At 55.6% G+C, this 21,424-nt stretch carries 17 protein-coding genes; 5 read left to right on the top strand and 12 right to left on the bottom strand.

What is annotated here, in order from left to right:
* Positions 1-6: 6 nt before the first annotated feature.
* From KP707_RS06380 to KP707_RS06405, 6 genes are all read right to left on the bottom strand, one after another.
* Positions 7-807 carry a ParA family protein gene (locus tag KP707_RS06380; protein WP_211502490.1) on the bottom strand — a complete coding sequence of 267 codons (801 nt, stop codon included), beginning with the start codon at positions 805-807 and terminating at the stop codon, positions 7-9.
* Complete coding sequence (rsmG, locus tag KP707_RS06385; protein ID WP_211502491.1) at positions 797-1,378, bottom strand: 16S rRNA (guanine(527)-N(7))-methyltransferase RsmG; 582 nt, start codon at positions 1,376-1,378, stop codon at positions 797-799. The genes KP707_RS06380 and rsmG overlap by 11 nt, the downstream gene beginning before the upstream one ends.
* The gene (gene mnmG, locus KP707_RS06390; RefSeq protein ID WP_211502492.1) at positions 1,375-3,231 is read right to left on the bottom strand and encodes a tRNA uridine-5-carboxymethylaminomethyl(34) synthesis enzyme MnmG; all 1,857 of its coding nucleotides are present in this window, start codon (positions 3,229-3,231) and stop codon (positions 1,375-1,377) included. The genes rsmG and mnmG overlap by 4 nt, the downstream gene beginning before the upstream one ends.
* Positions 3,232-3,234: 3 nt before the next feature.
* Entirely contained in the window at positions 3,235-4,530 is a 1,296-nt protein-coding gene (mnmE, locus tag KP707_RS06395) for a tRNA uridine-5-carboxymethylaminomethyl(34) synthesis GTPase MnmE (protein ID WP_211502493.1), read from the bottom strand.
* Positions 4,531-4,643: 113 nt separating this feature from the next.
* On the bottom strand, positions 4,644-6,080 hold the full coding sequence (locus KP707_RS06400) for a cytochrome c (RefSeq protein WP_046900400.1): 1,437 nt from the start codon (positions 6,078-6,080) through the stop codon (positions 4,644-4,646).
* Between the two features lie 34 nt (positions 6,081-6,114).
* Complete coding sequence (locus KP707_RS06405) at positions 6,115-8,379, bottom strand: PQQ-dependent dehydrogenase, methanol/ethanol family (RefSeq protein WP_099211272.1); 2,265 nt, start codon at positions 8,377-8,379, stop codon at positions 6,115-6,117.
* 423 nt (positions 8,380-8,802) lie between these two features.
* Here KP707_RS06405 and KP707_RS06410 point away from each other — a divergent pair, with 423 nt between their 5' ends.
* Positions 8,803-9,288, top strand: coding sequence for a methylated-DNA--[protein]-cysteine S-methyltransferase (locus tag KP707_RS06410; protein ID WP_211500306.1), 486 nt, complete (start codon positions 8,803-8,805; stop codon positions 9,286-9,288).
* A gap of 59 nt (positions 9,289-9,347) precedes the next feature.
* Here KP707_RS06410 and rho read toward each other — a convergent pair whose 3' ends face one another.
* The 3 genes from rho to KP707_RS06425 form a co-directional block, all read right to left on the bottom strand.
* Positions 9,348-10,649, bottom strand: a complete 1,302-nt coding sequence (gene rho, locus KP707_RS06415; protein ID WP_046900397.1) for a transcription termination factor Rho — start codon at positions 10,647-10,649, stop codon at positions 9,348-9,350.
* A gap of 254 nt (positions 10,650-10,903) precedes the next feature.
* A complete protein-coding gene (locus KP707_RS06420) occupies positions 10,904-12,433 on the bottom strand; it encodes a GMC family oxidoreductase (RefSeq protein WP_211502494.1) in 1,530 nt (509 codons plus the stop codon).
* A gap of 14 nt (positions 12,434-12,447) precedes the next feature.
* Positions 12,448-13,080: a gluconate 2-dehydrogenase subunit 3 family protein gene (locus KP707_RS06425; protein ID WP_249202814.1), complete on the bottom strand. Its 633-nt coding sequence runs from the start codon at positions 13,078-13,080 to the stop codon at positions 12,448-12,450.
* A 174-nt stretch (positions 13,081-13,254) separates the two neighbouring features.
* Here KP707_RS06425 and sucB point away from each other — a divergent pair, with 174 nt between their 5' ends.
* The 4 genes from sucB (at position 13,255) to KP707_RS06445 (ending at position 19,023) form a co-directional block, all read left to right on the top strand.
* Positions 13,255-14,352, top strand: coding sequence for a dihydrolipoyllysine-residue succinyltransferase (gene sucB / locus KP707_RS06430; protein ID WP_215751667.1), 1,098 nt, complete (start codon positions 13,255-13,257; stop codon positions 14,350-14,352).
* Positions 14,353-14,462: 110 nt separating this feature from the next.
* On the top strand, positions 14,463-15,443 hold the full coding sequence (locus KP707_RS06435; protein ID WP_203548105.1) for a L,D-transpeptidase: 981 nt from the start codon (positions 14,463-14,465) through the stop codon (positions 15,441-15,443).
* Between the two features lie 149 nt (positions 15,444-15,592).
* Positions 15,593-17,839, top strand: a complete 2,247-nt coding sequence (locus tag KP707_RS06440; protein ID WP_211502497.1) for a TonB-dependent receptor — start codon at positions 15,593-15,595, stop codon at positions 17,837-17,839.
* Positions 17,836-19,023 (top strand): histidine-type phosphatase, encoded by a 1,188-nt coding sequence (locus KP707_RS06445; protein ID WP_215751668.1) that lies wholly within the window; start codon positions 17,836-17,838, stop codon positions 19,021-19,023. The genes KP707_RS06440 and KP707_RS06445 overlap by 4 nt, the downstream gene beginning before the upstream one ends.
* 63 nt (positions 19,024-19,086) lie before the next feature.
* On the opposite strand, the gene KP707_RS06450 is transcribed toward KP707_RS06445, so the two are convergent.
* From KP707_RS06450 to KP707_RS06460, 3 genes are all read right to left on the bottom strand, one after another.
* Positions 19,087-19,485 carry a DUF3597 domain-containing protein gene (locus tag KP707_RS06450; protein WP_099211256.1) on the bottom strand — a complete coding sequence of 133 codons (399 nt, stop codon included), beginning with the start codon at positions 19,483-19,485 and terminating at the stop codon, positions 19,087-19,089.
* 71 nt (positions 19,486-19,556) lie between these two features.
* A complete protein-coding gene (gene ahcY / locus KP707_RS06455) occupies positions 19,557-20,852 on the bottom strand; it encodes an adenosylhomocysteinase (RefSeq protein WP_099211254.1) in 1,296 nt (431 codons plus the stop codon).
* 90 nt (positions 20,853-20,942) lie between these two features.
* A complete protein-coding gene (locus tag KP707_RS06460) occupies positions 20,943-21,296 on the bottom strand; it encodes a hypothetical protein (protein ID WP_099211936.1) in 354 nt (117 codons plus the stop codon).
* Between the last annotated feature and the right edge of the window lie 128 nt (positions 21,297-21,424).

Here is a 21,424-nt window from a genome sequence, read left to right on the forward strand (position 1 = left end):
CGCAGCTTACGCCTTTGTCCTGTTCTCGGTTCGCTTCAGAAGTTCGTCCGCCAGTGCCACATAGGCGACTGCGCCTGTGGAGCGTGCATCATAGTTTAGCACCGGGCTGCCATGACTCTGGGCTTCGGAAATACGAATATTTCTTGGGATCAGCGTTTCAAGAACCTGCTCGCCAAAGAAACCTCGTGCATCCTGTGCCACGAGTTCTGAAAGGTTGTTTCGCCGATCGTACATGGTCAGCACAATGCCTTCGAGATGCAGATCTGCATTGAAAGCGCGCCGCACACGGTCAATGGTGCGCACAAGCTGACTGATCCCTTCCAGCGCAAAGAACTCACACTGTAGCGGCACGAGAACGCTGTCTGCGGCGACGAGGGCATTGAGCGTGAGAAGGCCAAGGCTGGGCGGGCAATCGATCAGGACGGTATCGTAGTCGCCTTCAAGGGAGCGCAGAGCATCCCTTAGACGATATTCACGACGCTCATCTGCGATCATCTCAAGTTCAGCACCAGCCAGCTCATTATTGGCGGTGATAATCGAAAGATTTTCGAACTCTGTCGGCTGGGCGAGGGCGTGTGGCTCTGCTTCCTGCATCAGGGCGGCATAGGTGCCAATATTCCGCTGATCATACTCAATGCCCAACCCGGTCGAGGCATTGCCTTGAGGGTCCAGATCAACGAGCAGGACGCGCTGTTTCCGTGCCAGCGCAGCAGCTAGATTGATTGTGGTCGTGGTTTTGCCGACACCGCCCTTCTGGTTGGTGACGGCAATGATGCGGGTGGTGGGGGATACGGAATTAGACGACACGCTTGAAATCACTGACCTTGATAATGGCTCCGCTGGGGTCGGTGCGGCTGGGAAGAATGGTAGATGTCATGTGCCAGTCACGGCTTGCCTCGGTCAACTCATCCTGCGCCTTTATGCCTTTGAGAAACAGACAAAATCCGTTTTCTTTCAGCAAAGGACGCGCCCATCCGAGCAGTTTGACCAGCGGGGCCAGCGCGCGGGCTGTAATGATGTCGGCTTCTGGCGGGGTTGCGGCTTCAATGCGCTTTGGAATGACCGTGACTTTGGCTCCGCAGATACGACCAGCTTCTCGGAGGAAGGCACATTTCCGCTGATCGGACTCAATCAACGTCACAGGATTATCTGTTGCGATTGCCAGAATAAGGCCAGGAAAGCCTCCGCCTGAGCCCAGATCCGTAATTGTCGCACCGGCAGGAATCATGTCTGCGAGTTGCAGGCTGTCCTGGATATGGCGTGGCCATAATTGGCCCAGATCTTTTGGGCTGACCAGATTGATCTTCGCATTCCATTGCACGAGCAGGTCTGCGAAGCGTTCCAGTTTCTCCTGCGTTTCACGTGAAACGGTGGTCATGACAGGGTCCTTACATGGGCCAGCAGGGCAACCAGCGCAGCGGGGGTTACACCTCGCACACGTTGCGCAGCTGCAAAGCTAGTTGGTCGTGCCTGAGTAAAACGCTCACGCATCTCACTGCTCAGGCCGCCGATAGCGTTGTAATCCAGATTGTCCGGAAGAGCGATGGCGCTTTCGGATGCGAGCTGCTTGATCTCGCGATCCTGCCGCTGGAGATAGCCGCCGTAGCGGGCTTCCGTTTCCACATGACGGCGGATACGGAGAGGCAGAGCGCCAAACCATGGCGCCAGATCCAACACCTTCGAATGGTCGCCGTTGCTGGCAAGAACATCCAGAACGCTCCGACGTCGTCCATCTAGAGAGACCTCAAACCCGACGTCTTTGAGGGCTTGGGGCAGGAAGGTCGTCGATGCTGCCAGTGCCATGGCTGCGTCAATCTGGGTTTGCATGTTGGTAAAGGCTTCAGCGCGTTCAGATAGAATGCAGCCAGCGTCCATACCTTTTGGTGTAAGTCTTATGTCTGCATTGTCAGCCCGGAGGCTTAGGCGATACTCGGCCCGTGACGTGAACATGCGGTAGGGCTCGCTGATGCCGTGCAATGTCAGGTCGTCGATCATGACACCCAGATAAGCATCGCTCCGATCCAGAATGAGCGGATCGTTTCCGGCGGTCGCGCGGGCGGCATTCAGGCCAGCAAGAAGGCCCTGAGCGCCGGCTTCTTCATAGCCTGTCGTGCCGTTGATCTGCCCCGCGAGGTAAAGGCCAGGCAGGCTGCGCAACTGAAGTGAGGGCATCAGTTCTCGCGGATCGACGTAGTCATACTCCACAGCGTATCCGGCTGTGACGATCCGCGCTTTTTCCAGCCCCGGCATCGATGCGATCATGAGGGCCTGAACATCAGCGGGAAGGCTGGTGCTGATACCGTTCGGGTAAACAAGGTCACCCCCGGGATTTCCAGGGAGCGCTTCGGGCTCAAGAAAAACCTGATGGGAAGACCGCTCTGCGAAACGGACAACCTTGTCCTCAATAGACGGGCAATATCGTGGGCCACGGCCTGCAATCGCGCCACCATACATGGCTGAACGGTGCAGGTTTTCGTTGATGATCCGGTGCGTTTCCGGTGTGGTCTGGCTGATCCGGCATGAGACCTGAGCGTTGGTGATGCTGCTCGTCAGAGGGCTGAACGGCTCTGGAATTTCATCACCCCGATCTTCAGGCAGGCTCTCCCAGTCAATGCTGTCGCGCGCAATGCGTGGTGGTGTGCCAGTCTTGAGGCGGCCCATACGAAGCTTCAGAGCTTCCAGTCGTTCTCCCAGCTTGGTGGCGGGCGCTTCACCGATGCGCCCCGCAAGCTGTTGTTCGTGGCCGACATGGATGACACCGCGCAGGAACGTGCCTGTCGTGAGCACCACGGCGCCACAACGGAAGGACCGACCATCTTCGCAGATCACACCACGAATATGTCCGTTTTCTTCAATCAGATCTCCAACCGCACCTGCCATGATGGTCAGGTTGGGTGTTTCTGCCAGAAGGGTTTGAATGGCCGTTCTGTAAAGGGAGCGATCTGCCTGCGCGCGAGGACCATGCACAGCCGGTCCCTTGGAGCGATTGAGCAGCTTGAAATGGATGCCAGCGCGATCAGCGGCTTTGCCCATCAGCCCATCCAGTGCATCAATCTCACGCACGAGATGTCCCTTACCGATGCCGCCGATGGCAGGGTTGCAAGACATAGCCCCGATGGTTTCGAGCTTGTGCGTCAGCAGGAGCGTCTTGGCCCCAAAGCGTGCTGACGCTGCCGCTGCTTCACAACCAGCATGGCCGCCGCCGATCACGATGACATCGAAATCGCTCAAAACTTACTTCCCGATACAGAACTGCCCGAAAATTGCATCGAGCAGGGATTCAACATCAACACGTCCTGTCAGACGTCCCAGAGCCTGCATGGACAGGCGTAACTCTTCTCCGCGCAACTCAGGCCACGTGGCACCTCGGGCGAGATCCAGGTGCGTAACAGCTTCCTGAATGCCTGCACGGTGGCGAGCACGGGTCAAAGGCGGCGCTCCGGCATTGGCCGTCATCGCTGAGACCCGTTGGGTCAGGAAGGCTCGCAGTTCTGACAGACCTTCACCCGTCTGGGTGCTGATGCCTAGCATGTTCGGGGGCGCTGGTGCGATGTCGATTTTTGTTCGGACTGCAATTTCATCGGAAGACAAAGCATCGGCTGCTTCATCCGGCCCAATGAGGTGCAGAATAACGTCTGCCTGTTTCACGTGAAACAGTGCCCGGCGAATACCTTCCGCCTCAATCTCATCTTCAGTTTCCCGCAGCCCGGCGGTGTCGATCAGACGAAGACGAACGCCATCCAGAACCCAGTCTACTGCAATGGCATCCCGTGTTGTTCCTGCACGGTGAGTGACAATAGCTGCGTCATATCCTGATAACGCATTGAGAAGGCTTGATTTTCCAACATTTGGCGAGCCTGCGATCACGACCGTCAGACCCTGACGCATCAGTTCTCCACGGTTGTCCTGAAGATGAGCGGACATCTCGCTATGTAGAGCTGACATCTCGGCCAGAAGAGTGTGTTCCACCTCAGGAGGAAGGTCTTCATCAGGAAAGTCGATCAGAGCTTCCTGATGGGCCAGAACCAGCCTTAATCGTTGAGCCCATCCATCATAAAGGCGACTTAGCGCCCCATCGGCTTGTTGCAGGGCCTGTTTGCGCTGGCTTTCAGTCTCGGAATCGACAAGGTCTGCGATGGCTTCTGCTTGCAGGAGATCCAGTCGGCCCTTTTGCACGGCGCGCTTTGTAAATTCTCCCGGCTCTGCAGGACGGGCGCCCAGATCCGTCAGGGCGTCAGCGACACGCGCAATAACGGCCGGACCTGCATGCAGGTGTAGCTCGAACCCATCTTCTCCGGTGTACGATTTTGGCCCTGGCAGCCAGAGCACCACAGCATGATCCATCACCTCGCCCTGATGGCGAAGGCTCCGGAGGCTGGCACGCCGAGGTTCGGGCAAGGACCCACACAGGCTTTGGAGAACAGAGGCGCTTCCCGGTCCGCTGGCGCGCATGATGGCGATTGCTGCGCGGCCTGAGCCTGTGGCCAGAGCAAAAATGACCTGAGGGTCCGAGGAAGAAAAGGGGTTCATGCCCCTTTATGTAATGCAGGACGTCGTCATGTGAAATCGGCCTGCACAAAAGAAAACGGACGGCCCGTTTCCGGACCGCCCGTTCCTGTCAGACCGACAGGGTCAGAAGAGGCTTATTGAGCCTCGTCCACACCCGTATGCGTCTGCGGGGAGAAGGTCCAGCCTTCGCCGTAAGGCTGTGGCATGTAAGCCATCCAGCCTCTGGATGACACGTTCCAGCCTGCTGTGGAAACCGGAGCACCTGTTGTACGGAGCTTGCGGATATCTGCGGCAGATAGCGTGCCAGGAGCCTGGTTGCCCCAGCTCTTGCGCATGAAGTTAACGGCATCAGCGATCTGCTGGTCAGACAGATGATCGCGGAAGCCCGGCATGGCAACAGCAGATGGTGCTGTGTTCGTCGGAGGCAGGATGCCGCCGAAGGTCACGATGTTGGCCATCGACGTTGCATTGTCGGTGATGACAACCGGATTGCCAGCCAGAGGCGGGAACATACGGTTGACGCCTGTACCGTCATTCATATGGCAGATGGCGCAGTTATGCAGATAAACCTCTGCGCCCGCATCACCCTTGCCGCCAGCTTCCAGCAGGGCTGTTGCCTTGCCATCGTCCTGACCAAGGTTCTTGCCTTCCGGCACGGCAGGCATGCTCTTCAGGTACTTGGCTGTGGCGTGCAGATCGTCATCAGTCCAATGCTGCGTGCTGTAGGCCACCACGTCAGCCATGCCACCGAAGACGGCGGAATGGTCGATACGGCCGCTCTTCAGGAATTCAGCAATATCGTCTTCAGACCAGCGGCCCAGACCTGTGTCGCTGTTGCTGCGCAGGCTTGGAGCAATCCAGTTGTCGATCGGTGCACCACCGGACAGGTAAGCATTGCCGTCCTTGGCCGTGTAACCTTTGACCTGCATGGCCATGCCACGAGGTGTATGACACTCGCCGCAATGGCCTGGGCCGTTCACCAGATACTCGCCGCGAGCCACTTCCGGATCGGAGATGCTCTTGTCCAGACCTGGTGTAACGGTCGGCACGAACATGGCGCGCCAGATGGCCAGCGGCCAGCGCATGTTCATCGGCCAGGAGATGTCCGGCTGCTTGTTCTGAAGGGCGACCGGCTTCACGCCATGCATGAAGAAGGCATACATGGCCTTGATGTCGTCGTCAGACAGGCGGGCAAACTCAGGATACGGCATGGCCGGATAAACCGTCGCGCCGTCCTTGCGGATACCCTTGCGGATCGCCTTGGTGAAGTCTTCCAGTGTGTAGCTGCCAATACCGTATGTCGGGTCAGGCGTGATGTTGGTGGAGTAGATCGTCCCGATCGGGCTCTTGATCTCCAGACCACCAGCAAAAGGCTGACCGTGCAGGCTTGTATGACAGGCAACGCAGTCAGACAGGCGGGCCACGTAGGCACCGCGCTGAATCAGGGCGTCATCAGCGTCCTGGGCTTGGGCAGCGCCAAAAGACACTGCCATAAGGCCGACTGCGGCCGCGAATTTCCATCCCTGTTTCATCTCAGATACCAGTCTGTCCCGAGTTAATGCCTTGAGCATGTCACGTCATTCCTTTCAGCGTGACGGTTTCCCGTCACGGATGGTCCGGCGTTGCAGGCGCAACCGGACCCTGAGGGACGTTGAGGAATTCGCCGTTCGGGACGCCTGCCTCATTCTCTCGGGCCTTGACTTCGTCTGCGTAGGACTCGTTGGCGCGCTTTACGATGAAGTTGCGGATGTCTTCGATTTCAGCCGGAGACATGGACGTGTCGAAACGATCCATACCGTAGGCCGTCAGAGCACCCTTGCCGACGAGCTTGTAGAACTTCTCAGGCCCGCGGATCGCACCGGACCAACGCAGGTCAGGCAGAACGCCGCCAGAGATGCTGTTGTCGCCGTGGCAGGCTGCGCAATAGGTCTGGAACTGGAAGTAGCCGTCCTTGGTCTTGGCTTCATCCCACTTCTCAGGCGGTTTCACCGGAACAAATCCAAGCTCGTTCTTGGCAGGCAGCTTGTCGTTGCCATCAAGAGCGAAGGCGATGATCCGTGAGTGGTTGACGGTCCAGCCGGATGTCCGAGCTACGCCACCGAGGAAGAACGGATAGATACCGCCCCAACCCACTTCAACCGCAACATACTGCTTGCCGTGAGCCGTATAGGTCACAGGAGGAGCAATGATGGCGCTCTGGGCTGGGAACTTGAACAGATCCTTGCCTGTCGTAGCGTCGTAAGCATGGAATTCACCGGTCGCGAGACCCTGGAACAGGACGCCGCCGGCCGTGGCAAGAAGGCCACCATTCCACGGACCCTTGTGGTCAACCGTGAACGCTGCCTGCTGCTTCTGCGGATCCCAGGCCACGATCCAGCCCTTCAGATCTTTCAGGAACTGGGCTTTGTCAGCCTTGTGCTGCGGATCGTTGTCATCCAGCAGGCCGATCTTGTTCATGTCCAGACCAAGGTTCCAGCTATCGTGGTGAGCCTTGAAGCCACCCTTCTGCGGGTCATAGACGAACGGAACCTGCTGAGCCGGGATGTAAACCAGCTTCGTCTGCGGGCTGTAAGCCATGGCAGCAAAGTTATGGCCACCCAGATCGCCCGGAATGCCGTACCAGGGCTTGCCGTTCAGGGTCCACAGAGCGTCGGGGTTATAGTTCGGACGGCCCGTTACAGGGTCCAGACCATTGGCCCAGTTCTCGTAGGTGTAGGGCTTGCCGGAAATGAACTTACCGGTCTTGGCATCGAGGATATAGAAAAAGCCGTTCTTTGGCGCATGAACGAGCACATGGCGCATTTCGCCATTGATCGGCATGTCGAGCGCCATGATCTGCTGAACCGAGGTGTAATCCCACTGGTCCATCGGTGTTTCCTGGAAATGCCAGACGTATTTTCCGGTATCAGGATTGATGGCCACGATGCTGCCGAGGAAGAGGTTGTTCCCTTTTCCTTCAGAACGGAACTTGTAGTTCCATGGTGAGCCGTTACCGACGCCCAGGTAGACGAGATCTGTGACCGGGTCATAGATCAGCGAATCCCAGACGGTACCGCCGCCGCCCTGCTGCTTCCATGCGCCGCCCTTGCCCCAAGTTGGGTACGCCTTGGACATCAGCACATCGTCAGAAGCTGCGCCGTCCGGCTTATTGTCGGGGTTTGGAACAGTGAAGAAACGCCAGTCCACCTTACCCGTTTCAGCGTCATACGCCGTAACGAAGCCGCGGGCGCCAAATTCTGCACCACCGTTACCGACGATGACCTTGCCCTTGGCAATACGCGGAGCGCCATCAAGCGTGTAAGAGCGCTGATGACCGAGCTGTGCTTCCTTGGGAACGGTATAAACGCTCCAGACCAGCTTGCCGGTCTTGGCGTCCAGAGCGATCAGGCGACCGTCAAACGTGCCAAAATAGACCTTGCCGTTCCAGTAAGCCGCACCACGGTTGACCGTATCGCAGCAGCCACGGTCAGCAATGTTGCCAGGAACTTTTGGATCATAGGACCAGAGCAGCTTGCCTGTTGCTGCATCCAGAGCTTTCATCTTGCTCCAGTTGGTCGTGGCATACATGACGCCATCGATGATCAGCGGCGTACCTTCCTGCCCACGGTTGGTATCCAGGTCATAGTGCCATGCCAGTTTCAGATTGCCGGCATTGTCCTTGGTGATCTGGTCCAGGGGGCTATAGCGCTGCTCGGAGTAGGTCCGACCATAGCTCATCCAGTCTCCTGGATGCTGGTCGGCATTGGTGATGGCGGTACCGGTGTCCTCAGCGAGGGCAAGAGGGGAAGCTGCGCAGAATGCCAGTGCGGCCGCGCAGCCCAGAAGGCGCTTCTTCGTAACGTTGATCGGCGTCAGTAGACCAGAAACCATGATCCGACTGTCCTTTTTGCAAAGACTGTTCTTACTGCTGATATTCCGGACCGCTCAAGTCCTGATGGATACCTTACAGGTAAGGAATCATCAGTTTTTGAAGTTGCCTGGAAAACCAGCATCACGAGAACTTACTACTCCTTATCTTATTGTTTATAGAAAACTGAGCTTCTGACGTTTCCGTGAGCGTTATGCTGACAAAAATCGAAAAACAACTAGATGAGAATTGTTCTCAAAAACTAATGACCTGTATCTGAGCGATCCTGTCGCAGTTTTGACACACGAATGGCTATTTCCCAACAGATTGCAGAGTATTTCAGGAAAGAATACGAAAATAGTTCCATATGTTATTTGAGAATATCGGCTTCCCGGAATATGCAGAGCATGCATACGTTTTTTTGATCGGGACTCTTTTAGGGAAGCATGATTGACGCTTTCCAAGGCATCAGGCAGCCTAGCTTTATGCCACAGCTATCCTGTTATTCTCCTCTTGGAGCCCTTACCATCAGTGAAGACGAAGGGCGTATTGTCGCTCTCGACTGGGGATGGGGACGCGATCAGGAGGAAACTCCGCTCCTCGTAAAAGTTCGGGATCTGCTCGAACAGTATTTCGATGGCGAAAAGGTAGATTTTTCCAGTCTGCCATTTTCTCCGTATGGCACGCCGTATCGCCAGAAGGTCTGGCAGGCAATCCTTGAAATCCCCTACGGAGAGACCCGGACATACGCCCAGATTGCGGCTCAGGCGGGTGGATCAGCCCGGTCCATAGGCGGAGCAATGGGCGCGAATCCGATCCCTGTGCTAATCCCCTGTCATCGGGTTGTGGGAACGAACGGGCTTGGAGGCTATTCGGGCCTGAATGGTGTTGTAGACAAGAGAATTCTCCTCAATCTCGAAAAGGGTGAATGAGGAAGTCCAATAAAAAAGGGGAGCCATGGCTCCCCTTTTTTGTGATGCAAAGAACAGGATCAGTTGTTCATCGCGTCGAAGAAGTCCTGATTGGACTTGCTGTATTTGAGCTTGTCCAGCAGGAAGTCCATGGCATCCATCGTGCCCATCGGGGCCAGGATGCGGCGCAGGACCCACATCTTGGAAAGCTCACCGCGCTCAACAAGAAGCTCTTCCTTACGCGTGCCCGACTTGGTGATGTCGATGGCCGGGAAGGTGCGCTTGTCAGCCAGCTTGCGATCCAGGATGAGCTCGGCGTTACCGGTGCCCTTGAACTCTTCGAAGATCACTTCATCCATGCGCGAACCGGTATCGATCAGCGCAGTGGCGATGATGGTGAGCGAGCCACCCTCTTCAATGTTACGGGCCGCACCGAAGAAGCGCTTGGGGCGCTGCAGGGCGTTTGCGTCCACACCACCTGTCAGCACCTTGCCCGATGAAGGAACGACGGTGTTGTAGGCGCGGGCAAGACGCGTAATGGAATCCAGCAGGATGACCACGTCGCGCTTGTGCTCGACAAGGCGCTTGGCCTTTTCGAGAACCATTTCCGTCACCTGAACGTGGCGTGTTGCCGGTTCGTCGAAGGTAGAGGACACGACTTCACCACGCACCGAGCGCGCCATGTCCGTCACTTCTTCCGGACGCTCATCAATCAGAAGAACGATCAGGAAGACTTCAGGATGGTTGGCTGAAATGGACGCGGCGATGCTCTGGAGCATCACGGTCTTACCCGTACGGGGCGGAGCAACGATCAGGGCGCGCTGGCCCATGCCGATTGGCGTTACCAGATCGATTACACGCGGGGTGTAGTCGCGCTGGTCCTTTTTGCCCTTGCTGCGCGGAGAAGACTCGCTGGCTGCTGGCTCGGACTGCTCAACTTCCATCTTCAGGCGGCGCTCAGGGTAAAGCGGCGTCAGATTGTCAAAGTTGATACGAGTCCGGACAACGTCCGGGTCCTCGAAGTTGATGGTGTTGACCTTCAGCAGAGCGAAGTAACGCTCTCCGTCGCGCGGCGCACGGATCTGGCCTTCGACGGTATCGCCAGGGCGGAGACCGAAGCGACGAACCTGAGTTGGGGAAATATAGATGTCGTCAGGGCCAGGAAGGTAATTTGCTTCCGGGCTGCGCAGGAATCCAAAACCGTCTGGCAGGATTTCCAGCGTCCCTTCGCCGTAGATCGCCTGATCGCGCTCGGCAAGGGTCTTGAGGATGGCAAACATGATGTCCTGCTTGCGCATGGACGAGACGTTCTCGATCTCCAGTTCCTCTGCATAAGCCAGCAGATCGGCCGGAGATTTTTTCTTGAGTTCGGCGAGATGCATGAAAGACGCGCCTTATGTGCCCTTTGGGCAGACCTTAATGGGGGAGGATGTGCCTGCCTGATGCAAGAACTGGATCGGAAGCAGTGGTTCGGGATGTCTGGCACCCATAAAGGGCCGGGCATCGCAAACGGGCATCATCCGGTTAGGAAAGGAGACCGGGCAGCTGATAGCCACCAAGAAGTCACGCTCGAATTACCGGAGCGCACAAAGGGGTGTCAAGCCTCGTGCGTTCCGGGGTGGCACTTTGATATAAATCAGTTTTTCAGCATGGCATCTGCGGTGCGCAAGGACAGGGCCATAATGGTCAGGGCCGGATTGGCTGCCGTCGCACTGGGAAAGGTTGAATGATCACTGATCCAGAGGTTGTCGATATCAAAACTCTGACCGTATGGGGTGACGACAGCAGAGCCGGACTCCGTCCCCATCCGTGCCGTTCCCATCATATGGGCTGCCCGATCAAGAAGACGTAGATCCTTGGCTCCGACGGCTTGCCACATGCGCGTTAACAGACGCGATGCATGAGCGTGCATTGCCAGTTCGTTCGGGCCGTAGCTGTGGGTAATCAGTGGCTTTGGCAGACCCAGAGCATCCTTTTCATCTGACAGAACAACCCGGTTTTCAGGGCTGGGCATGCAGTCGCCGTGAATCCCCATGCCGATACTGCGGTTGTACCCGGCCAATGTTCTTACGAGATCTGCTCCACGACGCTTTGACCCACGTGCAATGTTGGAGGCCCAGGTGATCGGCATCATTCCGAGGGACTGAATCAGATAGCCCCCCGCAAAATCGGCATCTTTGGGACGCATCATGTCTTCTGTGATTGTGAGGGACGGATAACCCCGGTTCGGGCGTACATCCTCATCAATTTCTCCCCAGATCTGCGTCGAGATATGGGTCATGTAGTTTTCACCGACCTGTCCGGAGCTGTTTGCCAGTTCATTGTGCAACAGCAGTCTTGCCGTTTCGACAGCACCAGCAGACAGAACAAGGCGCTCACAGCGTTGACGGACGTTTTCACCGTTTCGGGTGTAGACGACGCCGGTAACGCGTCCGGCCTGGTTCGTCTCGATTGTATGGACGTGGCACCCGGAGCGAATTTCAGCGCCATGCGCGACAGCAAGCGGAAGCCACGTATTGTCTGCGCCCGACTTGGCCCCGTTGCGGCAGCCCTGATGACATGCGCCGCAATTTGCACACGCTTTACGAGTTCCAAAATGAGGCTGGTTGAAATCGCGCGTAATGAGAGCCGTTGGTCCATCAGCATGACGAATACCAACGGCGTCGCAAGCTTCCCGCATCTTCATCGCAGCCGGATTGGCTGGTGGAGGGGCGTAGGCATAACGCCGGGTAGGATCCCATGGATAGTTGGATGGACCCGAGACACCAATGAAGGCTTCAACCTCTTCTATGTAGGGGAGGAGTTCTTCATAAGAAAAGGGCCAATCCACACTGCGGCCGGTTTCAGTATGAAGCCGAAAATCGCCAGCATGAGGGCGGGGTAGAAAAGCACCATAATGCAGCAGGGAGCCGCCCACGCCAGTGCCACTATTATTTCCACCGAAAGGTTGAGGATTGCGGCCACCAGACAGACGTTCATGCAGCCAGTAGATTTCGCGCGCCTCGATCTCGTCTGATGTATAACGGGAGGGTGAAAAGCTCGGGCCAGCTTCAAGGACCAGGACACTCTTTCCGGCCTGGGCCAGACGAGCGGCAAGAGGAGCGCCGCCTGCGCCACTCCCAATGACAATGACGTCCAGAATCTCTGTTTCGGCATAGGTCTTCATGGAAGGGTCTTGTCTCACGGTTTGGCTGAAGGGATTTTGGGTGAGGGTTCGAAGGATTCCCGCTCATTGGCCTCAACAGTCTGGAACCCTTGGAACACATTATCCCCACCGTTGAGGTTGGCGGAAATTCCCAGCGCATCCTGAACACGAGCATCGGCGAGGAAGCATTCAATCGCGTCTGCCCGGAGATCGAATGACCACTTTTGCATCTGCTCAGGCGTCAGGCGGTTAGCCGCGTTTATGCCGTGGCGTCCGTCCGCGAGTTCGTCGAGCGTCTGACCAATCGCTAAAGCATTAAGCGTCGGGAACGGCATGCTGTGCTGAGCTTGGGCGAGATCATCCAAAGTCAGTAATGCCTGCTCCCACGCCGTGACGTCGGGAGGAAGTTCTGCAAACCGCCAGCCGTCGCGTGGTCCGGCAAGGGCGGTATCTATGCGGACGGCCAGATTAAGGGGACTGTTTCCCAGAATATCTTCCTGAGGAAGCAGAGCCGGCAGAAGGGCTTCAAGAACTGCAAAGGCTCTTGGGGAAAGGACGCGTGGCGCCTGTAACAGGTCGTCCTCAAGGCGCGTGACGAGAATGTCGCGCGTCCTTCCAGAAAGATGATCGGATGCAAGAAATTCGGGATAATCCGAGGGAAGGGGCATGACGGTGTCCTTTGCTCTTCTTTTCAAAGTCCCGGCATAGGGATAGTTCCTGGCTCCCGTTTGACCGCAAGATGCACTATCCTGTTTTTGTGATCCTGTCGTATGTCCGACGGAACGGGAATTTTATAAAGATCCATCCCTTGATCGGGATGTTTGTGCAAGTAAGGAGTGACGATGGCGGTCGAAATTCGGGTACCGGCGCTAGGGGAAAGCCTGACGACCGCAATCGTCGCGCGGTGGCTGAAGCAGTCTGGCGACTATGTTCAGCACGATGAAACAATTCTCGAACTTGAGACAGACAAGGTCAGCGTGGAGGTGACGGCCCCGTCCGCCGGGCGTCTGGAGAATTGCGTCGCGGTTGGCACAGAGGTGGAAATAGGGGGGCTTCTGGGAGAAGTGGACGAAACGGCTGAAGCACCGGCTGTCGCTCCCGTTGCTCCTGTCGAAGCGGTAAAGCCGGAGCCTGTTTCCACGCCTGCCCCCGAACCTTTGACTGCTGCTGCTCCGAAGCCGGAGCCCGTTGCTGCACCGGCCAAAGCACCGGTCCCTTCAACACCAAGGGCAGATGATGGTCGCGAGCGTCGTGTTCCCATGTCACGCCTTCGTCAGACTATCGCACGGAATCTAAAAGCGGCTCAGAATACGGCTGCCATTCTCACAACGTTTAATGAAATCGATATGTCAGCGGCAAAAGCTTTGCGGGCAGAATATCGTGATGAGTTTGAAAAAAAGCATGACGGTGCCCGGTTGGGCTTCATGTCATTTTTCGCCCGGGCTGTTGTTGGAGCGCTAAAGGATTACCCGGCACTTAATGCCCAGATCGAAGGCGATGAGATTGTCTATCGCGATTTCGTCAATCTGGGCATTGCCGTCGGTACGGAGCGGGGGCTTGTCGTCCCGGTTCTGCATGAAGCCGACCAGATGAGCTTTGCCGAATTGGAGCGTCGGATTGCTGATTATGGAAAGCGTGCGAGAGTTGGGTCTCTCAAGCTTGATGAGCTTTCTTCTGGAACGTTTTCCATAACGAACGGAGGCATTTTCGGCTCACTTCTGTCCACGCCGATTCTGAATACTCCGCAATCGGGTATTCTGGGAATGCATGCCATTCAGGATCGACCCGTTGTGCGGGATGGTCAGATTGTTGTCAGACCGATGATGTATGTCGCACTTTCCTACGATCATCGAATTGTTGATGGTCGGGAAGCGGTCAGTTTTCTTGTTAGAGTGAAGCAGCTTGTTGAAGATCCAAGACGCCTCTTGCTCGACCTGTGACTTTTTGGGGAGATGGCGCGTTAAGGCGTGGCGTCTCCCGCTGAACGCTGGACGGTTCTGCCGATCCCCCGCGTTCATTGACCCATTATGAACCGAGGGTAATCCTGTCCATGCGGCCTGTTTCCACATTGTATCGCTCTGCCAGACTTCTTGTCGTGACAACCGCATTATGTGGTGGCGGTCCTTTGTTGTCAGCGTGCGCACATGCGGATCCAACTCCTCCGGCATCGAGTGCACCAGGTGGAGACGTTTCTGTTCCTCCGCCTGCCAGTAATCCTGTGACAGATGCTACGCCGGTGGTTCCTGCGGTTCAGATTCCGCCACTTCCTGTCGTCAGCAATGCAGAGGCACACAAGGAAGCTGCGCGGCTCGTGAAAATGATGGCAAAGACCGTGAAGGGTTTTACGACTTATAAGCAGGACCGTCGGGAGGCATTTGTCTCTCTTGCTCAGGCTGAAGTTGCAAAGGCCAATCAGCCTGTATCACGTCCTCAACTGATTATGGTTGTGGATCGTAATGAGCGTATTCAGCATCTTGATTTTGTTCTGGCATTACCAGACGAGCCTTGGGTGTCCCTAGGAGGCACTCCTGTTTCAACAGGAACAACAGGCCGGAAATACTATTACATTACTCCGACAGGCGTGTTTCAAAATTCAGCCGACCGCTTGGGCTATCGCGCTGAAGGCACAAAAAACAAATATGGTATTCGCGGTATTGGTGCCAAAGGATCCCGTGTTTGGGATATGGGATGGCAGACGGCAATGAAGGGCTGGCTCCCAAAACATGAAACCGGGCAGATCCGGCTGGAAATTCACGCTACGGACCCACAGTTTCTCGAGTGGAGACTTGGTCACTCTGCGTCTGAAGGGTGTATCCGCATTCCAGCGACGATGAACCGCTTCATGGATCATTATGGTCTGATAGATGCGCTTTACGAACAGGCGGCCAGCTATGATCCACGCTTTGCGGCACTCCTGCCCAAGGACCGGGAGGCGACCCCGATCGCAGGAGATCTGGTTGTTGTAGTGGATTCCGGCCCATTGACGGAACCGAAGATTGACCCCATCGCGGACAAGCGACCGCTACCCTGATACATTCCAACACCAAAATGTTTCATAATATTTATGACAGATTTTGGTACTCCGTATGAAGTTTCTATTACAGGTTGGTAATTCCTGTTCTCAGCACTGGGTAGTAACAGTAATGAGCGTTCTCTATTCCACGGGAGCGCGCAATTCCAATGATCAGTACCAGAAAAAAAATCGTCCTGCAGACAGGCGTTATGGCTGCGGCGATATTTTTTGGTTCAACGACCAACGCGGCAGAGCTCAAGCAGGCTGACACCGAAAAGGATGCATCCAAAGAAAAGCCGAAGGTCGAAAAGCTCACAGTTCTTGGTCATGCTGCACGTATCGCTCCCGCAACGGTACCACTAGACATTACGCAGCCGACATCAAAAATTCAGTCGGGGTTTTTGGCAAATAATATTATTCCGCTCGCAAGCGTTGATGACATTATTCAATTCCAGCCAAGCGTATTTTCTCAGAACCCGAATGGGCCGGGAATGGGAAAAGCTGAAACCATGAGTCTGCGTGGTTTTCAGGACGGCCAATATAATATGACATTCGACGGCATTCCTTTTGGAAATGCTTCGGATATGGGTCATACGACGTCCTCACTGTTTATCTCTCACTTTCTGGGGGAGGCGCAGATTGATCGTGGTCCTGGCACAGCGTCAACGATAGGAAATGCGACGTTCGGCGGAACCATGGGATTTACGTCTAAAAACCCAGCGGCGCGGATGGGGACAACGCTTTACGGGACATACGGTAGTTTCAATACTCGCGCAGGTGGTATTGAATTCGATACAGGCAAAACCAGAATGGGCCGTGCTTTTATCGATATGCAGCACGAGGAAACCAATGGTTATCTGACCAATTCTTCTGAGCGTCGCAGCAACCTGATGTTCAAGGATGTTATCGATCTGGCACCAGAAACAACGCTTACGATTGAAACGACGTATAACAAGGAATGGCAGTACACGACCCAGGGCGCCACGCTGGACGATTATAAAAAATATGGAAAGAACTACGGGTTATGCAATGACCCGTCGAAGCAGTGTTATTATGGGTATCAGCCAAGCGTTTATACATCTGATTTTGATTATATCTCCCTTAAAACAAAGCTTCTGTCCTGGCTCACTTTAGAAAATCAGATTTACACCAGTGGCTTTGAGCATGATTATTCTGAAAGCACAGACGCAAGTCAGGGTGATGCCGCAGCAAACGGTGTGACATTTTATAGTGCTGCTGGGAAAAAGGTGGCGACTTATAAAAACGATATTCCTGGAAAATATGCAGATGCAGCTTACCGGACATATGGCGATACCCTTCGTCTGAAAGGGCATACGTCTTACGGTGATATTCTTCTGGGGGTTTGGGCTGATGTTCAGAAAGATCGTCGCTACACGTATGCCATTGATCTGAGCCAGAACTCCGTTCCGGTTCTTGGTAAAAATGGTTCAGCATATAGCTATGATATTTCAGACCTGAACACGACAATTCAACCTTATCTGGAACTGAATTTTCATCCGTGGGCAGGAGTAACAATTAAGCCGGGTGTAAAATATTCCATTTTCAAACGAGATTATGATGCGGGCATTAATAAGGGGACAAAGCTCCCACTGAAAGACACACAAAGCTATGGATCATGGCAGCCATCCATTGCGATTAATCAACGTATTATGAAAAACTGGAGCGCTTATGCTCAGGTTGCACGGGGCTTTCTCGCGCCACCACTGTCTGTTTTTCAGGTTAGTTCCGTTGGAAATGTAAAGCCTGAAACCACCATGAATTATCAGGTTGGATCGGTATATCATGGCCGCAACTGGATGCTTTCTCTGGATGGATATTACATCAATTTCTCGAATTATATTGCCTCTGCGCAGATTCAGGTTCCCAACATCGGTACGACATCGACATATGTGAACAGCGGTGGTGCAGTGTACCGAGGAATTGAACTCGAAGGGCAATATGTCATTGGTTACGGTTTTTCCCTTTATGGGAATTACAGCGTTAATGACGCAAAATATAAGCACAGCAATGTTCGCGTTGCCAAAAGTCCAAACGCTTTGGCGTCTTTCGGGCTGCTCTATGAGAGTGAGCATGGGCCCTATTTCTCAATCATGGGAAAATATGCCGGAACGCATTGGGGCTTGGACAGCACGACTGATGATGCAGACAATACGGTCTTCAAAAATCAGTACAAAATTGGAAGCACTGTGACGGCTGATCTCGCCATGGGCTGGCGCATTCATCATATTGGCTCATTTTTCAGTAATGTGACCCCAAGCATCAAAATTGCCAACCTGTTCAACAACCGTGCCATCAGCGACTTTGCGGGGAACCAGTCTTATGGCGATGCCCCACTGTTCTGGCGTATTGCTGGCCGGAGCGTGTTCTTCAACATGACGGCAACGATGCCATGATGCGGCGACTGTCTTCGCTTGCTATCTTGTTTGCCTTGGGGGGCTGTGCCTCTCAGGCGCAGCCAGACATTCTCGAAAAAGTCGTTTTTCTCGGCCGACACGGGATCCGCAGTCCGACGCTCTCACCGCAGGAAATGCAGCATCGGACGGGTCATACCTGGCAGACATGGTCTGTAGCGCCTGGAGAAATGACACAGCACGGTGCCGCAGCGTTGGCAGCGATGGTGCAGGCTGTTCAGAAAAACTATAGCGCAAGCGCTCTGCTTCAGGGCTCCGAGACGTGTCAGATCCTGGAGCAGGAGACTGTTGTCTGGGCCGATACGGCTGATCATCGGACGCGACAGACGGGGGACGTCTGGGCTAAAGAAATAGCCCCAGGATGCGCCATAAATGCCCAGTGGGCGACGACGGGTGTCGATCCGGTTTTTAATGCGCTTGGAAGTCAGGCAGGCCAGATTGATCGTGGAGTTTTGGAGCAAGAATTTGCAGCTGCCACGAAGACATTGTCCGAACCGGCCTCTCATAACGCTCTGAAAGCCGTTCAATCGCTCATGGCGCCGGAGGCATGCTCGGAGAGTAATTCGTCGCCTCAATGCTTTTTAGGCGCGACGAAGATTGAGTGGAAAAAAGGAACGCCACATCTTCAGGGCGGCTTCGTAACGGCAGGCATGGCTGCAGAAAGTCTGTTGCTGACTTATGCAGAAGGTTTGTCTCTGGCTGACTTCGAGGTGGCTGACAAAGATGCGCCGCACGTTCTGGAAGCTGTTATGCCTGCGCATGAAGCGGAAAATCATCTTCTGAGGCGTCTGCCCGAATATGCCCGCGCCAGAAACGGGGTGATGGCGGAGAGTATTCGTGCGTTTTTGTCTGATCGCCCGGTTCGGTCTATCCCCGGGATATCGTCTTCCACGAAGGTGCTTGTTCTGGCCGGCCACGATACCAATCTGGCTGCGATGATGGCCCTGTTCGGGCTCGACTGGTCTTTTCCGGATCAACCGGATTCTACGGCCCCGAATACCGTTCTGGCGTTCGAACGCTGGCGTCACGCAGATGGCTCACGGGATGTCAGGATCAGGGTTTTCCACCAGTCTCTGGCAGAGCTGCGTCAGGGGAGGGCGCCTGATATTGAGACGTCTGCCTTAACACTGTCCCCTTCGCGGCCCATTCTTTTTTCTACGCAGTGAAAAATAAAAAAAGCCCGGATGAGAACATCCAGGCTTTTTCGTAACTGATCCTGTTGGAAAGGCTTAGTGAGCCCAGCCTTCAGGAACCTTACCACCGTTCTTGGCCAGCTCGGCATAGACCTGCTTGATGAGCCAGACGTTCATCGTTGCTGAGTCATCCGTGCTGCCCGTGTAGTGCAGTTCGCCTGCAAGCTGCTTGCGTGATTCCAGGGAACTGTCGAGGCCGAGCAGCTTCAGAAGATCCACAATCGAGGTCTTGTAGTTCAGCGGCTGGCCAGCCTTGGATGCCAGATCCGAAAGAACGGCATCCACATCTACTGGTGCGGCTGGAGTTGCAGGCGTCGCTGGGGCTGCGGCAGCCGGAGCGCCAGCGGAAGCCTGTGCATCAGCCGTGCCGGAGGTTGGCGTGGCTGCTTCTGCATGCCCGAAAATCTTGGACATGATCGTGCTGAAAAGACCCATAGGAAATACTCCTGACGGTTTGAAAAAAGGTGTCGGGGTAGACAACGCCTACCCCATGTCACCTGTTCCGCTCAGTAACGATATTCTTCGTGCTTGAACGGACCGGCAACCGGAACGCCAATGTAATCAGCCTGCTTCGTGGACATCTTGGAGAGTTCGGCGCCAACCTTTGCGAGGTGCAGGGCAGCGACCTTTTCGTCCAGAGCCTTTGGCAGGGTGTAAACCTTCACCTCGTACTGGCCCGGCTTGGCGGTCCAGAGTTCGATCTGGGCCAGCGTCTGGTTGGTGAAGGAAGCGGACATCACGAAGGACGGGTGACCCGTGGCGTTGCCAAGGTTCACGAGACGGCCTTCGGAGAGCAGGATGATGCGGCGGCCTTCGGCCAGCTCGACTTCGTCAACCTGCGGCTTGATGTTGTTCCAGCGATAGTTGCGCAGGGCTTCAACCTGGATTTCGCTGTCGAAGTGACCGATGTTGCAGACGATCGCACGGTCCTTCATTTCGCGCATGTGGTCGATCGTGATGATGTCCACATTGCCCGTGCAGGTGACGAAGATGTCGCCGCGCGGGGCCGCGTTTTCCATGGTGACGACTTCATAGCCTTCCATGGCGGCCTGAAGGGCGCAGATCGGGTCGACTTCGGTCACGAGAACGCGGCAGCCTGCGTTACGCAGGGAAGCAGCGGAACCCTTGCCCACGTCGCCATAACCGGCAACCACGGCAACCTTGCCGGCCATCATGACGTCTGTGCCACGGCGGATAGCGTCCACCAGGCTCTCGCGGCAGCCATACAGGTTGTCGAACTTGGACTTCGTGACGCTGTCGTTCACGTTGATGGCCGGAACCTTCAGCGTGCCAGCCTTGGCCATCTGCCAGAGACGATGGACACCCGTCGTCGTTTCTTCGGACAGGCCGCGGACGTCCTTCAGGAGTTCCGGGAACTGCTCGTGCATCATGACCGTGAGGTCGCCGCCGTCATCGAGGATCATGTTCGGCGTCCAGCCGTCCGGACCCGTGATGGTCTGCTCGATGCACCAGTTGAATTCTTCTTCCGTCAGGCCCTTCCAGGCGAAGACGGGAATACCAGCTGCAGCGATGGCAGCTGCTGCGTGATCCTGCGTGGAGAAGATGTTGCAGGACGACCAGCGGACCGTTGCGCCGAGAGCCGTCAGCGTCTCGATCAGCACGGCGGTCTGGATGGTCATGTGGAGGCAGCCAGCGATACGGGCGCCCTTGAGCGGCTGGGTGTCCTTGTACTCTTCGCGGAGAGCCATCAGGCCGGGCATTTCGCCTTCAGCGATGGAAATTTCCTTGCGGCCCCAGTCTGCCAGGGAGATGTCGTGTACCTTGTAGTCCTGCGTGGTCATGATTGGCCCTTACTGCCCGTCTTGGATGGCAGCAGGTATAGAGATTTGGCGGAGCCACGCAAAGTGTGGCTCCGTCGCATCTGGTCTGTGTCAGTTCGGCTGTGCGGTGTCAGGCTTCGTCTTGACCGTCAGGTGAGACTGCTTCGTCCGCTTCAGATGGCTCTTGTATTCTGTCTTGCCTTGCTTGGACGTGTTGGACATGGCGTGTGGAGCCGCAGGAGCTGGCTGGTCCGGCTGTTCCGTAATGGTCCGGGGATTGGTCGGAAGGTGGTTCGCCGGCTGATCAATGGTGGAGTTCTGGGCCTTCTGCGCGGCGGTATTGGCCGTCTGCGTCTGGTCGTTGCTGGGGCTGCTGATGGCCTGCGCGAATGCTGTTGACGAGACGGCCGGGGCAGCCATCAGAACAGCGGTGGCAAGCAGGGAAGCTTTGAGGCGAATGGACATGATTATATTTCCTCTGATGGTGAAGAGCTGGCTCTTCCAGGAATAATCTGTTAACTCCCGGCCAGCGTAACAGTTGCCATAAAGAGCATATTGCGTCTGCTGTGCGGCCATGTCAGAGAACGGCAGAT

Origin of the sequence: Gluconobacter sp. P5E10 (assembly GCF_018812145.1) — a bacterium.
GTDB lineage: Bacteria > Pseudomonadota > Alphaproteobacteria > Acetobacterales > Acetobacteraceae > Gluconobacter > Gluconobacter cerinus.